Annotated in this window: 3 protein-coding genes; all 3 read right to left on the bottom strand. The window is 62.4% G+C overall.

The window, feature by feature from the left end:
• Nucleotides 1-8: 8 nt before the first annotated feature.
• Genes IB257_RS00615 through IB257_RS00605 form a run of 3 tightly spaced genes read right to left on the bottom strand, consistent with a single transcriptional unit; the run spans nucleotide 9 to nucleotide 17,234 of the window.
• Entirely contained in the window at nucleotides 9-4,103 is a 4,095-nt protein-coding gene (locus tag IB257_RS00615) for a non-ribosomal peptide synthetase (RefSeq protein ID WP_192491709.1), read from the bottom strand.
• Entirely contained in the window at nucleotides 4,103-11,956 is a 7,854-nt protein-coding gene (locus IB257_RS00610) for a non-ribosomal peptide synthetase (protein ID WP_192491708.1), read from the bottom strand. The genes IB257_RS00615 and IB257_RS00610 overlap by 1 nt, the downstream gene beginning before the upstream one ends.
• A 4-nt stretch (nucleotides 11,957-11,960) precedes the next feature.
• Complete coding sequence (locus tag IB257_RS00605) at nucleotides 11,961-17,234, bottom strand: non-ribosomal peptide synthetase (protein ID WP_192491707.1); 5,274 nt, start codon at nucleotides 17,232-17,234, stop codon at nucleotides 11,961-11,963.
• Nucleotides 17,235-17,237: the final 3 nt, after the last annotated feature.

Genomic DNA, 17,237 nt, shown 5'->3' with positions numbered 1-17,237 from the left:
GCCTCTTCCTACAGACGCAACTCTTGACGCAACTGGTCAAACAGCATCGGTGTGCGCACCACGCGCAAATGATCGGCCGCCAGGGTGGCCTCTGCGATAGGTTTTCGAGATTTCACCCAAGTTTCAAACGCCTTCTTTTCTGATGCGACGCGATCTTCCGACCACCACACCTTGATGCGTCCGCCTAGTTCGACTCGTGCATGCGGCTTGTTCCCTGCAGCACGCAGCGCCCGCGCCCCCGCGAACAACCTGGCCAGTTCTTTCTCTCCCAATGCGCCATACTCATGCAGATCTTCAGGCAGTGTTTGCGCGAGCACCGCCCGCAGCAGGGGAATCAGCTTATCGGGGTCGCGGTAGGCCTGTTCAAGCGGCTCCTGCAACATTGGATGATGCAGTAGACGTTCGTGATGGCTCTGCGGCAGCAAGATTCCAAGAAACTCCTGCAGCTCGGTCTCGTAGCTGATCGACTCTTCACATCCGTACGCAGGAGGTACGAAAGGATCGATTGCTCCCGCGAACTCCACCGCATGTCCCCTGCGTTCAAGCGACTGCGCCGTCAAAAGAGCCAGCGCGCCGCCCAAAGACCAGCCCGCGACCAGAAACGGCCCCTTTCGGCCAGATGCGAGAATTGCGCAGGCATGCCAGTCCGCGAGTCGTGCCAGATCGTGCGGCGCCGCCATGGATTCGGCCGGATATGGCAGGCCGATCACTGCACAGTTGGCGCGTTCCAGCGCTCTCGCCAACGAGGTGTAATCCAACACGCTCCCCCAGCCGTCATGCAGCAAAAAAAGCGTTCGCAGCGTCTGCGCCACCGTATTCAGGGGGGTTTCATACTGGAAACGTACACGCTCCCCGGCAAGTCCAGCCAAGCTGGGCCTGGAAAAAACATCCTTCAACGAGATGCGCCTGCCGGGAAGTTTGCTCGCGAGTCGGACAAGCTGTAACGCTGCCAGCGAATTCCCACCCGATTCGAAGAAATTATCGTTCCGCCCTACGCGTTCAATTCCCAGCACTTCGGCCCAGATCGTGGCCAACGCCTCCTCGGCCTCACCCTGCGGCGCCTCGTACGCCCATGCGCTATTCCACCCGGGCTCCGGCAGCGTCTTCCGGTCCACCTTGCCGTTGGCATTGAGCGGCAAGCTATCCAGTTCCACGATCGCGCTCGGCACCATATAGCCAGGTAATTGCCGGTTCAACCGCTGCCTCAGCAGCCCAACGTCGAGAGTCTTTCCCGCCTGTACGGACACATAGGCCACCAACCGAGTTCCACCCGGCCCGTCACGCGCAACCACCACCGCCTCCCTGACGTCCGCCTGCGACAATAACTGGGCTTCCACCTCGCCCAGCTCGATGCGCAGTCCGCGGATCTTGACCTGGTGGTCGATCCGTCCAAGGTACTCCAACTGGCCTTCGGCATTCCACCGCACCAGGTCGCCGGTGCGGTAGAGCCGGCCTCCGGCTTCGCCAAAAGGGTCCGCAACGAAGCGTTCGGCGCTCAATCCGGGACGTCCCAAGTAGCCGCGGCCCAGCAATTCACCCCCGATATACAGTTCGCCGGCCACCCCTTGGGGCGTCCATTTCAGCGACTCATCGAGCACGTAGACCTGCGTCTGCGCGATCGGCCGCCCGATCGGCACCATATCTTGTTCGTCTTCCCGGCACGTCCACTGCGTGACATGGATCGTCGTCTCCGTCGGGCCATACAGGTTCTGCAGGCTCACGCCCCTGAGTCTACGCAGTGCCTCCCCCTGCGTGGCGGCGGGCATGGCGTCGCCACCGCAGATCACATAGCGCAGTCGCGTCTGTTCTTCTATGCCCTCCTGCGCCAAAAACGCTTGCAACATCGCCGGCACGAAGTTGATCGTCGTGACCCCGTGCTTGACGATCAGCTCAATGATCCGTTGCGGATCGCGATGGTCTCCCGGGCTTGCCACCACTAGCCGCACACCCACAGTCAAGGGCCAGAAGATCTCCCATACCGACACGTCGAAGCTGAATGGAGCCTTATGCAATACGGCATCTGCCGCAGTCAAGCCATAAGTCTCTTGCATCCATGTCATGCAGCGGCTCAACGCGCCATGACGAATCGATGCGCCCTTGGGTCGTCCTGTAGAACCCGAGGTATAGATCACATACGCCAGGCTGTCACCATGCACTGCGATCCGCGGGTCGTGCTCGCGTTCCTGCGTCACGTCCAGTGCGTCGAGTTCAATGACCTCCAACCCGTCCAGCGGCGGCAATCGATCCCGTATCGCATGCTGAGTCAGCAGTAGCTTGATGTCGCTGTCGTCCACCATGTAGGCCAGACGATCCATTGGATACTCCGGATCCAGCGGTACGTAGGCACCCCCCGCCTTCAGGATAGCCAGCAGCCCCACCACCATCTCAATGGAGCGTTCAACCGCGATCCCGACCTTAACATCGGAACCTACCCCAAGTCTGACCAAACGGTGCGCCAGCCGGTTGGCCTGCACGTTCAATTCCAAATACGTCAAGGACTCGTCGCCGAACACCAGCGCCAGCGCGTTTGGATTCTCTCGCACTTGCCGCTCGATCATCTCGTACACCGGATGAACATTGGGATGTTGGCACTCATTCACTGCCCATCTGCGAATCTGTTGCTGCTCCGCTTCGCCCAACAGTTCAACTTCGACCACTGCCTGCCCGGGCAAGTGGACCAGCGCCTGCAACACCGCAACATAGTGTTGGGCCATGCGGGCCACAGTGCTCGCGTCGAACAGTTCCCTGGCATAGGTGAAACTCACCTGCACCTGGCCTTCTGTGTCCTCGCTCAGGTCCACCGTCAACTCAAACTGCGCCCTTTTTTCGCCTAGCGCATAGTCTTCCAGCGTAAGTCCGGGCATTCCTTGCAGCGAGCGGCGGTCCTGGCGCTGATAATTGACCAGCACCTGAAACAAGGGATTGATGCCCAGATTTCGTTGCGGTTGCAGCGCTTCGACCAGTTGCTCAAAAGGAAGATCCTGATGGGCCTGCGCGCCTAGCGCCGCCTCCTTGGCCTGTTTGAATATCTGTCCCAGGCTCTGACGTCCGTGAATCACATTGCGTAGAACCTGCGTATTGACGAAAAAGCCCACCACGCCTTCGGTCTCCACCCGATGGCGATTGGCGACAGGCACGCCTACCCGGATGTCCTCCTGGCCGCCATACCGGTAGAGCAACGCTTGCACGCCGGCCAGAAGCGCAATGAACAGCGTCGCTCCCTCAGCCTGTACATACTTTCGCAACCCAAGCACCAACTCATCGGTCAATGCAATGCGATGGCAAACCGCCCCATACACGCCGTCGGCATTGCGCGGACGATCCGTAGGCAATTGCAGCACCGGGTTTTCGTTACCCAACTGGGCCTTCCAGTACGCGAGCTGCCGGTCCCGCTCCCCGGCTTCCAACCAGTTGCGCTGCCAGGCTGCATAGTCCGCGTACTGAATCGGCAACGAAGGCGGTCGTGGAACCTGGCCTAGTACCCGAGAGCTATATTGCGTGACGAACTCATCCACGATGATCTGCATCGACCAGCCATCCGAGACGATGTGGTGCATCACCACCACCAGCACGTGCTCGTCCGCAGTTTCCCGAATCAAGCCCACTCGCAGTAATGGCCCCGCCTCCAGGTCGAAAGGTGTCTGATACAGCTCCGTCGCCGCTGCTTTCACCTTCGCCTCGCGCTCTCCGGCCGTTACCCCGCTGAGATCAATCTCATCAACCTGCATGAGACCGTCTGCCCGGATGACCTGCTCAAGCCTACCGTCTTCCCCTGGGCGAAACACTGTGCGCAAGGATTCGTGCCGCGCTACCAGTGCGTCGAAGCTTTCTCTGAGTGCTTCGACATTCAACACACCCTTGATTTTCAGTGCGCCACTGATGTGATACGCCGTACTTAGTGGATCAAGCTGCCAAAGGAACCATTGGCGCGCCTGAGCGTACGAAGCCTGGCAACGGGAGAAATCCGATGCTTCTCGGACAAGGATTGGAAAATGCCCAATAGCCAACCCCTCCAGTCTGATTTTCCGATAGATTGCCTTACGCTGATCAAGCCCGAGCCGCGCAAAACGCTCTGCGATACGATGAGTAGCCAAACTATCCATTACGCGGTTTCCAAGTCATCAATGAATGAGTCAATTTCCGACAGAGACTGACTTCTTGCTTTTGTGTGCGGTTCAGCTTCAAGTAGGATGCTCATCCCGGCCAGACTCGGATTGGCGAAGAAATCTCGAATGGCTATATCTTTCTGAATGTGAGACTGGACACGGGCGGCCACTTGCAGCGCAAGTAGCGAATGTCCGCCTAACTCAAAGAAGTTATCGTGGCGCCCCACGCGCTCGACTCCCAGCACCTCCGACCAGATCGCCGCCAAGACCTGCTCCACCTCGCCCTGCGGCGCCTCGTACGCCCGCATGCTCTCCAGCCCGGGCTCGGGCAGCGCCTTCCTGTCCACCTTGCCGTTGGCATTGAGCGGCAGGCTTTCCAGCACCACGATCGCGCCAGGCACCATGTAGTCCGGCAACTGCCGACCCAGACGCTCCCTCAGTTCTCCGACGTCGACGGTGTTTCCGACCTGCGCTGACACATAACCCACCAGCCGTGCTCCGCCCGGCCCGTCGCGCGCCACCACCACCGCCTCCCTGACTTCCGGCTGCGACAGCAACTGCGCTTCCACTTCGCCCAGTTCGATGCGCAATCCCCGGATCTTGACTTGATGATCGATCCGTCCCAGGTACTCCAGCTGGCCCTCGGCGTTCCAGCGCACCAGATCGCCAGTGCGGTAAAGCCGGCCGCCAGCCTTGCCGAACGGGTCCGCCACGAAGCGCTCCGCGCTCAAACCCGCACGGCCCAGGTAGCCGCGCGCCAGCAATTCTCCACCGATAAGCAATTCACCTGACACTCCTTGTGGCGCAAGGTTGAAATCGGCATCTACAACCCGGAGTTCCCGGCCAGCCAAGGGCGTGCCGATCGGCATTTGCAGCGGGAGCGGCTTGCTTGCATTCACATAGGGCTGGCAGTCCAGCGTGGAGGCAGTGACGGTCGCCTCTGTCGGTCCATACGTGTTCAACAACCTGACGCGCTCCAGCCCGGCTGCACGCCAGGCATTGAGGCCTTCCGGCGGCATGGCCTCGCCACCGGCATGAACCTGACGCAACGCACCATAGTCTCGGACGCCTTGCCGTGCGAAGTCCTGTACCAGCAATAGCCAGTACGCCGTCGTGATATCCACGACACTGATCTGCTTTGCCATCAGTTCCTGATGGAATGTGGAGCTATCCCACAAAGCAGGGCCGCGCAATACCACCGCAGCCCCCTCGATCAGGGGTGGAAACAACTGTTCGATGCAACCGTCGAAGTTCAAGGTCGCAAACTGGAGCATCCGATCCGCTTTGGTGAGACCGAAAAAATCAACCGCTACTTGGGCATGCTCGACCAAACTGTGATGAGGGATGCCAACCCCCTTTGGCCGCCCTGTGGATCCGGAGGTATAGATCACATACGCCAGGTTCTCGCCGTGTACATCGACTCTTGGGTCGTTTCCAGATTCATCCGCCACGTCCAGCGTTTCAAGCTCCAGAACCTCGAGCCCGTCCAGCGCCGGCAGCCGATCCCTCACTTCGCGCTGCGTCAGCAATAGCCGGATCTCGCTATCCACCATCATGTAGGCCAGCCGATCCACGGGATACCCGGGGTCGAGCGGTACATACGCGCCGCCAGCCTTCAAGATCGCCAGCAGCCCCACCACCATCTCGATGGAACGCTCCACCGCGATCCCAACCCTAACGTCCGGCCCTACCCCCAGCCTGATCAGGCGGTGCGCCAGACGGTTGGCCTGCAAGTTCAATTCCGCATACGTCAGCGACTCATCGCCGAACAATAGTGCGCTCGCATGTGGATAGTCCCGTACGCGGCGCTCGATCAGCCGGTGTACCGGCTCCGCATCCGGGTACCGGTGAGCATTCACGCCCCACTCGTTCAATTGCCGACGCTCGGCCCCGCTCACCGCATCAGCTTCTCCCAGGCAACGCTGCGTCGACCCAGTGAGGAACATCAGCAAGTTCCGCATATGGCCGGCCAGAAGCGCTACCTGCTCCGCCGCGAAGCATTTTTCCTGGAAAAAATAGCCGATCGTCAGCGCATCCTCCGCAGTTACGGTCAAAGTCATCGGGTAGTTGGTCTCTTCCCAATTGCCAGCGATGGAGACACGTGGCGCCCCATTGCCTGGCTGCCGTAGCGCCTCGTCAACCGGATAGTTCTCGAACACCAGGATGCTGTCGAACAATCCCAGCCCATTGGAGCCAGCCCAACGCTGAATTTCGAAAAGCGGAGTGTGCTCGTGTTCACGTGATGCGATGTTCTGCGCTTGCAGCATGCGCAGCCAATCACCTATCCGCTGCTCCGGCCGAGGGCGCGCCACGACGGGAAGAGTGTTGATGAACACCCCCAACACCTCGTCGGCATCGGGCAACTCCGCCGGGCGACCCGACGTGGTCGCACCGAAGCACACGCCTGCCTGTCCGGTGTAGCGCCGCAGCAATAGCGCCCACGCTGCCTGAACCAGCGTATTCAAGGTTATCCGCTCAGCCCGGACGAACTCCGCCATGCGCGCCGTCTCCGCGGCATCGAACACCTGAATGTGTTCCTGCTGCCCCTGCCCGTCTGCCGACGGTTTGGGCTCGGAGCCGATCCTCGTCGGCCCATCGATGTCTGCCAATAGTGTCCGCCAGTGCATTTCCGCAGCCGCGCCGTCCCTGGCTAGCAACCAGGCGATGTAGTCCCGGTAGCGTCCTCGCGAAGGAAGCGGGCTTTTCCCGGAATAGCGGGTGAGGATTTCGGCCAGCAGTCGCGCAGTGCTCCAACCGTCCAGCAACAGATGGTGACGCGTCCAGATTAGGTGATATCGACCCGCGCCGCACTGAACCAGCACCAACCGCAACAACGGCGGCGTGGCCAGGTCGAAGCCCCGCTCATGCTCGGCCTGGGCCAATGCGTCGAGCGCAGCGTCGAGGTCGACTCGGTCACGCCAGTCGTATTCGACAAGTGGCAATTCAACCGATCGAGCTACCCATTGAAGCGAGGCTTCGCCCTGCATGAAGCCCGTGCGCAACACTTCATGTCGATCGAGCGTCGTCTTCCATGCCGCCTTGAAGCGGGCAGCGTCAAGATCTTCCAGATCCAGCCGGAGCTGATTGACGTACACCGTCCCTTCCGGCTCGAGAATGCTGTGAAACAACATCCCGGACTGCATCGGCGACAGTGGATAGAGGTCAGCCACGCGATCCCATGGCAGCCGCAATCCGTCGAGTCTATCCTGGCTGATCCTGGCCAGCGGGAAGTCAGACGGCGTCACACCCTGCGCGCCGTTCAGGCAGTGCTCGATCAAGTTTTCCAGTTCATCCAGGAACCGTCGGGATAGGTCCTTTATCGTGGCCTCGTCGTGGACCGCCGTGCTAAAGGTCCAGCGCACGCGCAACTCGCCGCGGTGCACCTCCGCGTCGATGCTCAGCCACGTCCGGCGCCGGCTGCCGGGAGCACGCTCCTGTCCCGCGCTCTCGCGAGCCAGCCGCCATATCGAGTCAACACCGAAGCTCTGATCGATCCGACCGAGATAGTTGAACGTGACCTGAGGATAGGCGCCATCGGCAAGCACACGCCCCTCGTCTCCAAGGTAGCGCAGCACGCCGTAGCCGATCCCCTTGTTCGGCACCTGCCGCAACTGCTCCTTGATGGCTTTCAGGCTGCCGCCAGGGCTCCCATCCGCTTCCCGGCTCGTATCTCCCGGCGCCAGACGTACCGGATACAGCGTGGTGAACCAGCCCGCGGTTCGGCTCAGGTCCACGCCATCGAAAAGTTGCTCCTCCCGACCATGGCCCTCGAGTTCGACCAAGACATGTTCGCGCCCATCCCAGGCGCACAAGGTGCGCGCCAGGGCTGTCAGCAGGACGTCGTCGATGCGCGTGCGGTAGGCTTGCGGCACATCGGCCAGGAGCTGCTCCGTGCGTGCCTCACCCAGCGAGGTAATGAGCGTGCGCGCGTCGGCCACCGTGTTGCTGCCGTCCGCGACACCGGGCAGCGGCTGTTCCGCTCCCCCAACGACGCTCTCCCAATAGGTCAGTTCGTCGCGCAGCTTGGCGCTATCGGCATAGCGTGCCAGCGCTGTGGACCAATCCCGCAATGACGTGGTCACAGGGGGAAGATCCGGCGTACGTCCCTCTCGAATCTGCCCGCACACGGCCTGAAGGTCATCAAGAATCACACGCCACGAAACACCGTCGACGACGAGGTGATGGGCAACCAGCAGCAAGCGGCCGGCACGCCCGCCGCCCAGATTCATCCACACCGCTTTAAATGGCCGTTGCAGGCTCAGACTGCGCTGAGCGCGATCGGCAGCATTCTCGATGGCCACAGCGATATCGCCCTCTGCGGCGAGATCGATCTCCTCGAAGACTGGATGGCCTGGCGGCAAACTGCACAGCGACCAGCGGTGGTCGGCGCCACGTTCGAAAGTCAGACGCAAAGCCTCGTGATGCACGACGAGGGCTTCGACAGCCCGCCGCACCTGTGCCGGTTCAATCACCTCGGTAGCGCTGAGGAGCAGCGACTGGTTCCAGTGGTGATCGTCTTCGAACTTCTGTTCAAAAAACCAAGCCTGCACGGGTATCGGCGCAAACCGCATGCCTGCCTCGGACGACGCCGCGGTCGCTGCGGCGGTCGCCATCGGCGCAGCTTCCTGGGTAGCGACCGCCGCGACTGCGGCGACGGTCTGACGCTCCATCAGTTCTTTTGGCGTGAAGCGCAGTCCCTGCTTGCGAGCCCGCGCGATGATTTGAAGGGTGAGGATCGAGTCACCGCCAAGTTCGAAAAAATTGTCATGCCGGCCGACCTGATCTACTCGAAGTACTTGCTTCCATACGTCGGCCAGCGCCTGTTCCACTTCGCCTTGGGGCGCCTCGTAACGCCCCGCCGCGCGCTCCTCGGGCAGCGGCAACGCCTTGCGGTCGACCTTGCCGTTAGCCGTCAGCGGCAAGACGTCCAGTTGCATGATCGCGCTGGGCATCATGTACTCTGGCAGCTTTCGAGCGAGCCTTTCTCTCAAGTCCTCCGCCGCGAGCTTCTCCCCGGTCTGGGGCACGACATATGCGTGGATTTGAGTTTGTCGATCCTCGTCCTCGCGGATGATGACTTCGGCCGCCATGACGCCGGTCATTCCGAGCAACGCCTGGGCAATCTCCCGCAGCTCCACCCGATAGCCGCGCACTTTCACCTGGTCGTCCGCCCGGCCCAGGTATTCGAGATTGCCGTCCTCCAGCATCCTCACCCGGTCTCCCGTGCGATAGAGGCGCTCGCCTGTCTTGGATGGACTAGCGACGAAGCGTTCGGCTGTTTGTGCGGCACGCCCCTGGTAGCCGCGCGCCACGCCCGGACCGCCCACATACAATTCGCCGGCCACCCCGAACGGCACCGGATTGAGATTCACATCCAGTACGCAGGCATAGCCATTGGCTAGCGGTTTCCCGACGGGCAAGGCGCTGGCCGTGCGCAGCGCCACACGCGCTTCCTGCGTAAGAATACCCACCGTGGTCTCGGTCGGACCGTAGTGATTGAGTACCTGGCACCCCGGTTTCAAGTCCGCGACCTGCTTCAGCAGCGACCACCGTGTCGTCTCGCCTCCAACCACCAGCCGACTCGTCGGCAGCACTTCTTCCGGCGTACCCGCATTCAGGAGAGCCTGAAGGTGGCTGGGCACGATCTTTAGTACATCTACCTGATGTCTGCTCATGTACTCGGCGAAGGCATCCGGATCGAAGGCGCGTTCCGTGGAGATCAAATGCAATTCCCGTCCGGAGCACAGGGCGCCGAACAGCACCGTGTGCCCCAAGTCGGCCGCGACGGTCGAAACCATCGCCATGCTGCGCGCGCTTTCGGGAAGATCGAGGCGCTCCAGCAAGGCCTGCACATAGTTGGCCAATGCGCCGTGACTGATCACCACCCCCTTTGGATTCCCGGTGGAACCGGATGTGTAGATGACGTAGGCGGCCTGCGAGGGATGTATCGACGGCACAACTCGAACAGGATCCTGTTCCGGTGCGACGGCAAGTTCAAGCGGAAAAACGGGAATATCCGGCTGCCAGGCCGGTCTTCCGCTGCTCAGCAACAGCGCGGCACCGCTATCCCGCAACTGGAAGGCCAACCGATCTGGCGGCAAGGAGGGATCGAGAGGGACATAGGCGCCGCCCGCCTTCAACACGGCCAATAAACCAACAACGAACCGGCACGATCGTTCCGCGTATACGCCCACGCGGACGTCGCAACCGACCCCTCTTGCGATCAGCGTCTGCGCCAGACGGCCGGACTGTTGGTCCAGTTCGGCGTAAGTCAGGCACTGATCTTCGTCTCTTACCGCAAACTTCGCCGAACCCGCCTCGGCGGCCAGTTTCCACATCCGGACCACACTTGGCGCGCCGAATTCGCGTTGCGCGCCCGCGGCGTCGGAAACGGGAAGCGGCAAGGAAAGATCCGCCACCATCCTGTGTGGAAAGTCGACTGCCTGCGCCGCGAAGCTCTCCAGGGTGGCGGCGAACGCATGAACGATTGCCTCGTCAAACAGCGCTTCCGAATAGATCAAGTCGCAACGTATGCCGTCATCGCGATCAGTAAAATCCAGACTCAAGTCAAAATGAGCCTGGCCACTGGATACGGGAACGAACTCCACCTCCAGATCGCCCGCGATTCTGATTTCCGGGACATGCTCCTGCTGAGTACATTTGACCTGGAAAAACGGATGTACCCCGGCGTCCCGTTCCGGTCGAAGCGCATCGACCAGCAGGTCGAAGGGCAAATCCTGATGGGCGTGTGCATCCAGCACTGTCTCACGAACCCGACCGAGAATATCTACAAAGCTGCTCGCCGGATCCACCCGGGTGCGCATGACCAGCAAGTTGAGAAAGTAGCCGACCAGCCCCTGTGTTTCGGCCTTCCTGCGGTTGGCGACCGGGGCGCCGACACGTACATCCTGCGCACCGCTGAAACGATGGAGCGTCAGTTTCAACAACGCCAGCATCACCATATACAGCGAGGCTCGGTGAGACCGTGCCAGAACGCGAATGCGCTCGCTCAATTCACGCGGCAGCTGGAACTCGTAGTGATTTTCCTTTGATTCGATAACGCCGCCTCTCGGTCGCAACATAGGCAACTCGATGGGCGGATGCTCGATACCCAGCCGCGACCGCCAGTACTCCAACTGGCGGTCGCGCTCGCCGGCATCGAACCAATTCCGCTGCCAGACGGCATAGTCGGCAAACTGCACTGGCAGAGCATCCAGCTCTTGCGAGTGTGCGCCGCAAGCATTTCGATACAGAATCAGGAGTTCGTCCAGCAGTATTCGCACGGACGCGCCATCCCCCGCTATGTGGTGCAATACGATGCCCAGCACATGCTCATCTTCGCTGACCTCCCATAACGTGGCCCGCACCGGCGGTTCGGCATCGAGCTTGAATGGCTGACGAACCAGAGCCTGTTGCTGTGAATTCAGCGTCCGCACGCGCCTGTCTTCAGGCTCCGCGCGGAGATCCGCCACATTCACCTGAACGGCTTCCGACGGCAGAATCACCTGGGCGGGTTCACCGTCGATGCCGACACGAAAGATTGTGCGCAGAGTTTCATGTCGTCGCGCCAGATCTCGCATCGCGGCAAGCATTGCATCCTTGGCCAACGCGCCCCTGAAGCGCAGGAACCCCGGCATGTTGTAGGCTGGGCTGGACGGATCAAGCTGCCAGGTCAACCAAAGGCCTCTCTGCGCATAAGAGATCGGCAGCGCCTCGCTACGATTCACCGGAACAATGGGCAAATCGACGTAACTCAGACCCGCTTCTCCAAGTTTCGTCAGAAATCCCCGCCGCGCTTCCGGGGACAGCGCCATAAAGCGGCGGGCTAGGCTTTTTTCGTCCAGTTCCATCGTTTCAGACCTCGAATTCGCTCATCAGGTTGTGCATCAGCGCAAGTCGGTCCTGACGCGAGCCTGCGTCGGGCATCCGTTCCTCAGAAAGGCGAAACGCAAAGTCGCGCAGGGTCGGCGCTTCGAAGAACATGCGCACCGGGACGTCGCATGCATAGCGATTCGCCAGAACCGCCGCCATCCGGACCGCAATGAGCGAATGCCCGCCCAATTCGAAGAAGTTGTCATTACGGTCAACACGCTCGACGCCCAGCGCCTCGGTCCAGAGCTGTGCCAACACGGTCTCCACCTCACCCACAGGCATCTCGAACATCGGGAGGGTCGGCGTTTCGGGTTCCGGCAGCGCGCGGCGATCCACCTTGCCGTTGGCGTTGAGGGGCAAGGATTCCATTGAAATGATCACGCCAGGCACCATGTAATCCGGCAGCGCCCGGGCAAGCCGAGCGCGCAGTTCGCGCACATCAAGCATCTTTTCGGTCGCCAGGGACACGTAAGCGACCAATCGGGCGCCCTTGTCCACTACTACCGCCTCGCGAATCTCAGGCTGGGCCAGCAACCGGGCCTCCACCTCCCCCAGCTCGATCCGCAAGCCGCGGATCTTCACCTGATGGTCCGTCCGGCCCAGGAACTCCAGCTGCCCCTCCCCATTCCACCGCGCCAGGTCTCCCGTGCGGTACAGCCGGCCGCCCGCCTCGTCGAACGGGTCCGCCACATAACGCTCCGAACTCAAACCCGGTCGACTCAGATAGCCACGGCCCAGTAGATCGCCACCGATGTACAACTCGCCTTCCACTCCTTGCGGAACCAGATTCAGCGATGCATCCAATACGTAGGACCTGGTTTGGGCGATCGGCCGCCCAATCGGCACCCGGCTTTGACCGTCGTCCCGGCACGTCCACTGCGTCACGTGGATGGTCGTCTCGGTCGGGCCGTAAAGATTCTGCAGGCTCCCCCCCCTAAGCCGGCGCAGTGCCTCGCCTTGAATGGCCGCGGAAATGGCCTCGCCGCCGCACATCACGTACCGCAGCCGCGTCTGCGTCTCGATGCCTTCATGCGCCAGAAAGGCCTGCAGCATCGCCGGCACGAAATTCAGCGTCGTGATCTGATGCCGACGGATCAGTGCCGTGATCCGCTCGGGATCACGGTGATCGCCCGGCGCGGCCAGCACCAGCCGTATCCCGGCCGTCAGCGGCCAGAAGATCTCCCAGACAGATACATCGAACCCAAACGGCGCCTTGTGCAGCACGGCATCCTCGGAGGTCAGGCCATAGGTCTGCTGCATCCAATTCATGCAGATCGCCAGCGACCGGTGGCGGATAGCCGCTCCCTTGGGCCTGCCCGTGGAACCCGAGGTATAGATCACGTACGCCAGGTTCTCTCCGTGTACGACCACGCCGGGATCGTCTTCCCGCTCGCCGTCGAGATCCAGCGCGTCGACCTCCAGCAACCGCAGCCTCTTGTCCACGCAGAGCCGGCCCCGGACCCAGCGCTGCGTAAGCAGCAGCTCGATGCCGCTGTCCTCCACCATGTACGCCAGCCGCTCGCCGGGAAGTTCCGGTTCCAGCGGCACGTAGGCTCCCCCCGCCTTCAGGATCGCCATCAACCCCGTCACCATCTCGATGGAACGTTCCATGGCAATGCCGACTCTCGTCTCCGGCTTGACCCCGAGGCCGATCAGCCGGTGCGCCAGGCGGTTGGAGCGGCGGTTGAGCTCCTCGTAGCTCACGCTCTCCTCGCCGAACCATAGCGCCACGGCCCGCGGACGGGCCCCCGCCTGTTGCTCGATCTGTCGGTGCACCGGCTCCATCTTGGAAGGCCGGAGCGGATTCTCGCCCCAGGCCCTCAGTTTGTTCCTCTCCGCGCCGCTCAACAACTCGACTTCGCCCACCGCCTGGCGTGGCGCGCCCGCCAGCGCTTCGAGCATCGCAACATAGTGCCCACCCAGCCGTGCCATGGTCGCAGCATCAAACAGCTCAGCCGCATAACGGAAGTTCACGACCAAGCGCCCGTCAACATCTTCCACCGTGTCTACGGCCAGCTCGAACTGCGCATGCTCATTACCCGCGGGCTCTTCAGACACTCGGCAGCCCAGCCGCTGTTGAAGTAGCGAGTAGTCTCGCCGCAAATGGTTGAACATCACGTCGAAAAGCGGCGCGGCGCCTGCACTGCGCACTGGCCGCAGCGCCTCGACGACCTGGTCGACCGGCGCCTCTTGATTTGCCTGCGCGCCCAGCACGCGCTCCCGGACCTGAGCCAGCACCTGCTCCAGGCTCTGACGAGTCTCGATACTGCTCTTCAGTACCAACGTATTGACGAAAATGCCCACCACGCCCTGCAGTTCCGCTCGCGGGCGGTTGGCGACAGGCACACCGACGCGGACGTCCCGTTGCCCGGTATGGCGGTACAGCAACGCCTGCAAGGCGGCCAACAACACCATGAACAAGGTCGCGCCGTGGGCTTCGGCCTGGCGACGCAGGGCAGCCAGCAGCTCAACCGGGAGTTCGAAGGTATGCAATCCCGCCCGGTATTGAGCAACCGGCAGGCGGGGATGATCGACAGGCAGCGCCAGGCTGGGCTGTGGCTCGCCCGGGGGCATGCCGAGCTGCTCCACCCAATACGCCAACTGGCGCTCCTGAGCATCCCGCACGGCGGCGTCGCGCTGCCAACTGGCATAGTCAGCATATTGGATTGGGCAGGCAGGCGGCGCCTCGTCGGCCGCGGGCCCTGCCGCATACAGCGCAGCCAGGTCGTCAACCAAGACCTGCATCGAAGCGCCATCGGCAATGATGTGGTGCATTGCCAGCGTCAGGATATGGCTCTGATCGTCGAGTCGTATCAGCGCCGCCCGCGCCAAGGGGCCGACCGTCAGATCGAAGGGCGGCGCCAGAAATGCGCGCAGCGATTTTCCAGCCTGCGCATCACGCTCGGCGCGCGCCACGGTGCGCAGGTCAACTACCTGGAGTTCCAGGCCGCCCCCAGGGAGGACCATCTGCTCCACCTCGCCATCCGGCCGCGCGCGGAACAGGGTGCGCAGCGCCTCGTGACGCGTGGTCAAACCAGCTACGGCCGCACGCAAGACCTCGACATCCAGCGCGCCCGCGATACGCAGCGCGCCCTGAACATGATATGCGGTGCTGTGCGGATCCAGCCGCCACAGGAACCACTGCCGCTGCTGGGCGGGCGACAAAGGCAGGGGCTTGGAGCGCCGTTCCGCAGACAGCACGGGGATGCAGGCCAAACGCGTGCGCGATCCGACTCGCAGGCAGGTCTTCAAGGCCAAAGCCTGCTCGCTCAGCCTCGGCGATTCGAACACCTGGCGTACCGGGAAGTCTGTCTCCCAGATTTGAGAGATGCGTGCAGCCAACTGTATCGCGGCCAGGGAATTCCCGCCCAGCGTGAAGAAGTGCGCTTCACTGCCGTACCGCCGTGCCTCTTCGTGTCCAAGAACCTCGCGCCAAACGTTCGCCAACGCCTGGATCTGATCCTCTGCGTGGACATTTATGCCATCCACAGCCGCCGCGCCAATGTTCACGCCCGCCACGAAACGCCCGCTCTCGTACAGCGCGTAGGCATCGAGCGTGCGCTCGGCCCATCCTTTGCGGCAAGCGGCGCGCTGCAGCTTGCCGCTGGAAGTCTTGGGTAACGCTCCGGGCTGCAGCAACACAACCACTCTCGGCGCCTCTCCGCATTGCTCGCTCACGGCCGCGCCCAGGGCATCGACCAGCGCCTGCGGCGGCACGAGCTTTTGCAGACCACGCGACACCTCGGCCGCGACGCCTATACCTTCCTGTCCGTCGAGTTCCACCGCGAAGGCCGCCACCCGGCCTTTGCGTACGGCCTCGACCTGCTCTTCCACCACGCGTTCGATGTCCTGCGGGTACAGATTGTGCCCGCGCACGATGATCATGTCCTTGAGCCGGCCAGCAACAAAGAGCTGACCATCCTGCACAAAGCCCAGGTCACCAGTGCGCAACCAGCGGCGTCCGTCGCACTCGACGAAAGTCTCGGCACTTTCGCGTGGCTTGTTCCAATAGCCCGCTGCGATGCTGGGCCCGCCAGCCCAGATTTCGCCGATGACACCCTCAGGCGCGGTCGCGCCGGACACCGGATCGGAAATCCGCAATTCATGCTCCGACGCCACGCCGCCGCATCCGACCAGCACGGCGCCATCGACTCGCGCTATCGCCTGCCGCATTGCAAGCGCTTCGCAGTCATAGCGGCCCACCGCCATGCCGCTCCCCCTGCGCCCGCCGGTGACGAACAACGTCGCCTCGGCCAGGCCATAGCAGGGGTAAACGGCGCCGGCGCTGAATCCCACCGACGCGAACCGTTCGACAAACGCTTCCATCGTGTCGTGCCGCACAGGCTCGGCGCCGGTGTAGGCCACGCGCCAGCTCGACAGATCCAGGCCCTCCGCGCGGCCTTCCTTGATTCGATCCAGGCACAAGCGGTAGGCAAAATCCGGACCGCCGCTAATCGTTATCCGATGACGCGAGATCGTCTCGAGCCATCGCACCGGGCGCTCCAGGAAGAAGCGCGGCGATGACAGCACGCAGGGGATGCCGCTGTAGAAGGGCTGCAACAGTCCGCCGATCAGGCCCATGTCATGGAACAAGGGCGACCACACGCCGAACTTGTCCTCGGGACCGATCGAAAGCCCTGCGCGGATGGCACGCTCATTGGCCATCAGGTTGGCGTGCGTGACCATCACGCCCTTGGGCGCGGAGGTGGATCCGGAGGTGTACTGCAGAAAGGCGACGTCCGCGCCGTCCGGCCGCTGCGGGTGCCAGAGGCTCGCAGCCGCCAGGTCGACCTCGTCCACGGCCACGATATCCAGCATGCCGAACTGGCGCGCCGCCTCCTCGACCAGTGCGCATAGCGCGCCGGAGGTCAGCACACCCCGCGCCTGGGCGTCCTCGGCTATACCTCTAAGCCGCGCCAGATGTTGCGGACGCGCGGATTCGGGGGGGAATGCCGGCACCGCAATCACGCCGGCATGGAAGCAGGCAAACATGCTGACCGCATAGTGCTCATCGTTGTCGAGCAGGATCAGCGCGCGGTCGCCCTTGCGATAGCGCACTTGCAAAACCGCAGCAAGCGCCAACACACGCTGGGCGAACGCGCCATAGGTCAAGGCGGTCTCGACGAGCTCGCCTTCCCGATCCGCGACCACTGTCAGCGCGATGTCCTCGGGACGGTCGGCAGCGAGTAGGCGCAGGCCGTCGACAAAATTCTCGGGGTGTAAAAAACTCTCTTGCGGCATGGCCAGCTTCGTCATGAG

The sequence above is a fragment of the Achromobacter sp. ACM03 genome, assembly GCF_014851665.1.
In the GTDB taxonomy this organism is placed as follows: domain Bacteria; phylum Pseudomonadota; class Gammaproteobacteria; order Burkholderiales; family Burkholderiaceae_B; genus Achromobacter; species Achromobacter aegrifaciens.
This window is presented reverse-complemented; position numbering and strand designations above follow the sequence as displayed.

Excerpts from the sequence above, each read along its gene's own strand:
- IB257_RS00615 (WP_192491709.1), bottom strand. The coding sequence starts at position 4,103 with ATGGATAGTTTGGCTACTCATCGTATCGCAGAGCGTTTTGCGCGGCTC.
- IB257_RS00610 (WP_192491708.1), bottom strand. The coding sequence starts at position 11,956 with ATGGAACTGGACGAAAAAAGCCTAGCCCGCCGCTTTATGGCGCTGTCC.
- IB257_RS00605 (WP_192491707.1), bottom strand. The coding sequence starts at position 17,234 with ATGACGAAGCTGGCCATGCCGCAAGAGAGTTTTTTACACCCCGAGAAT.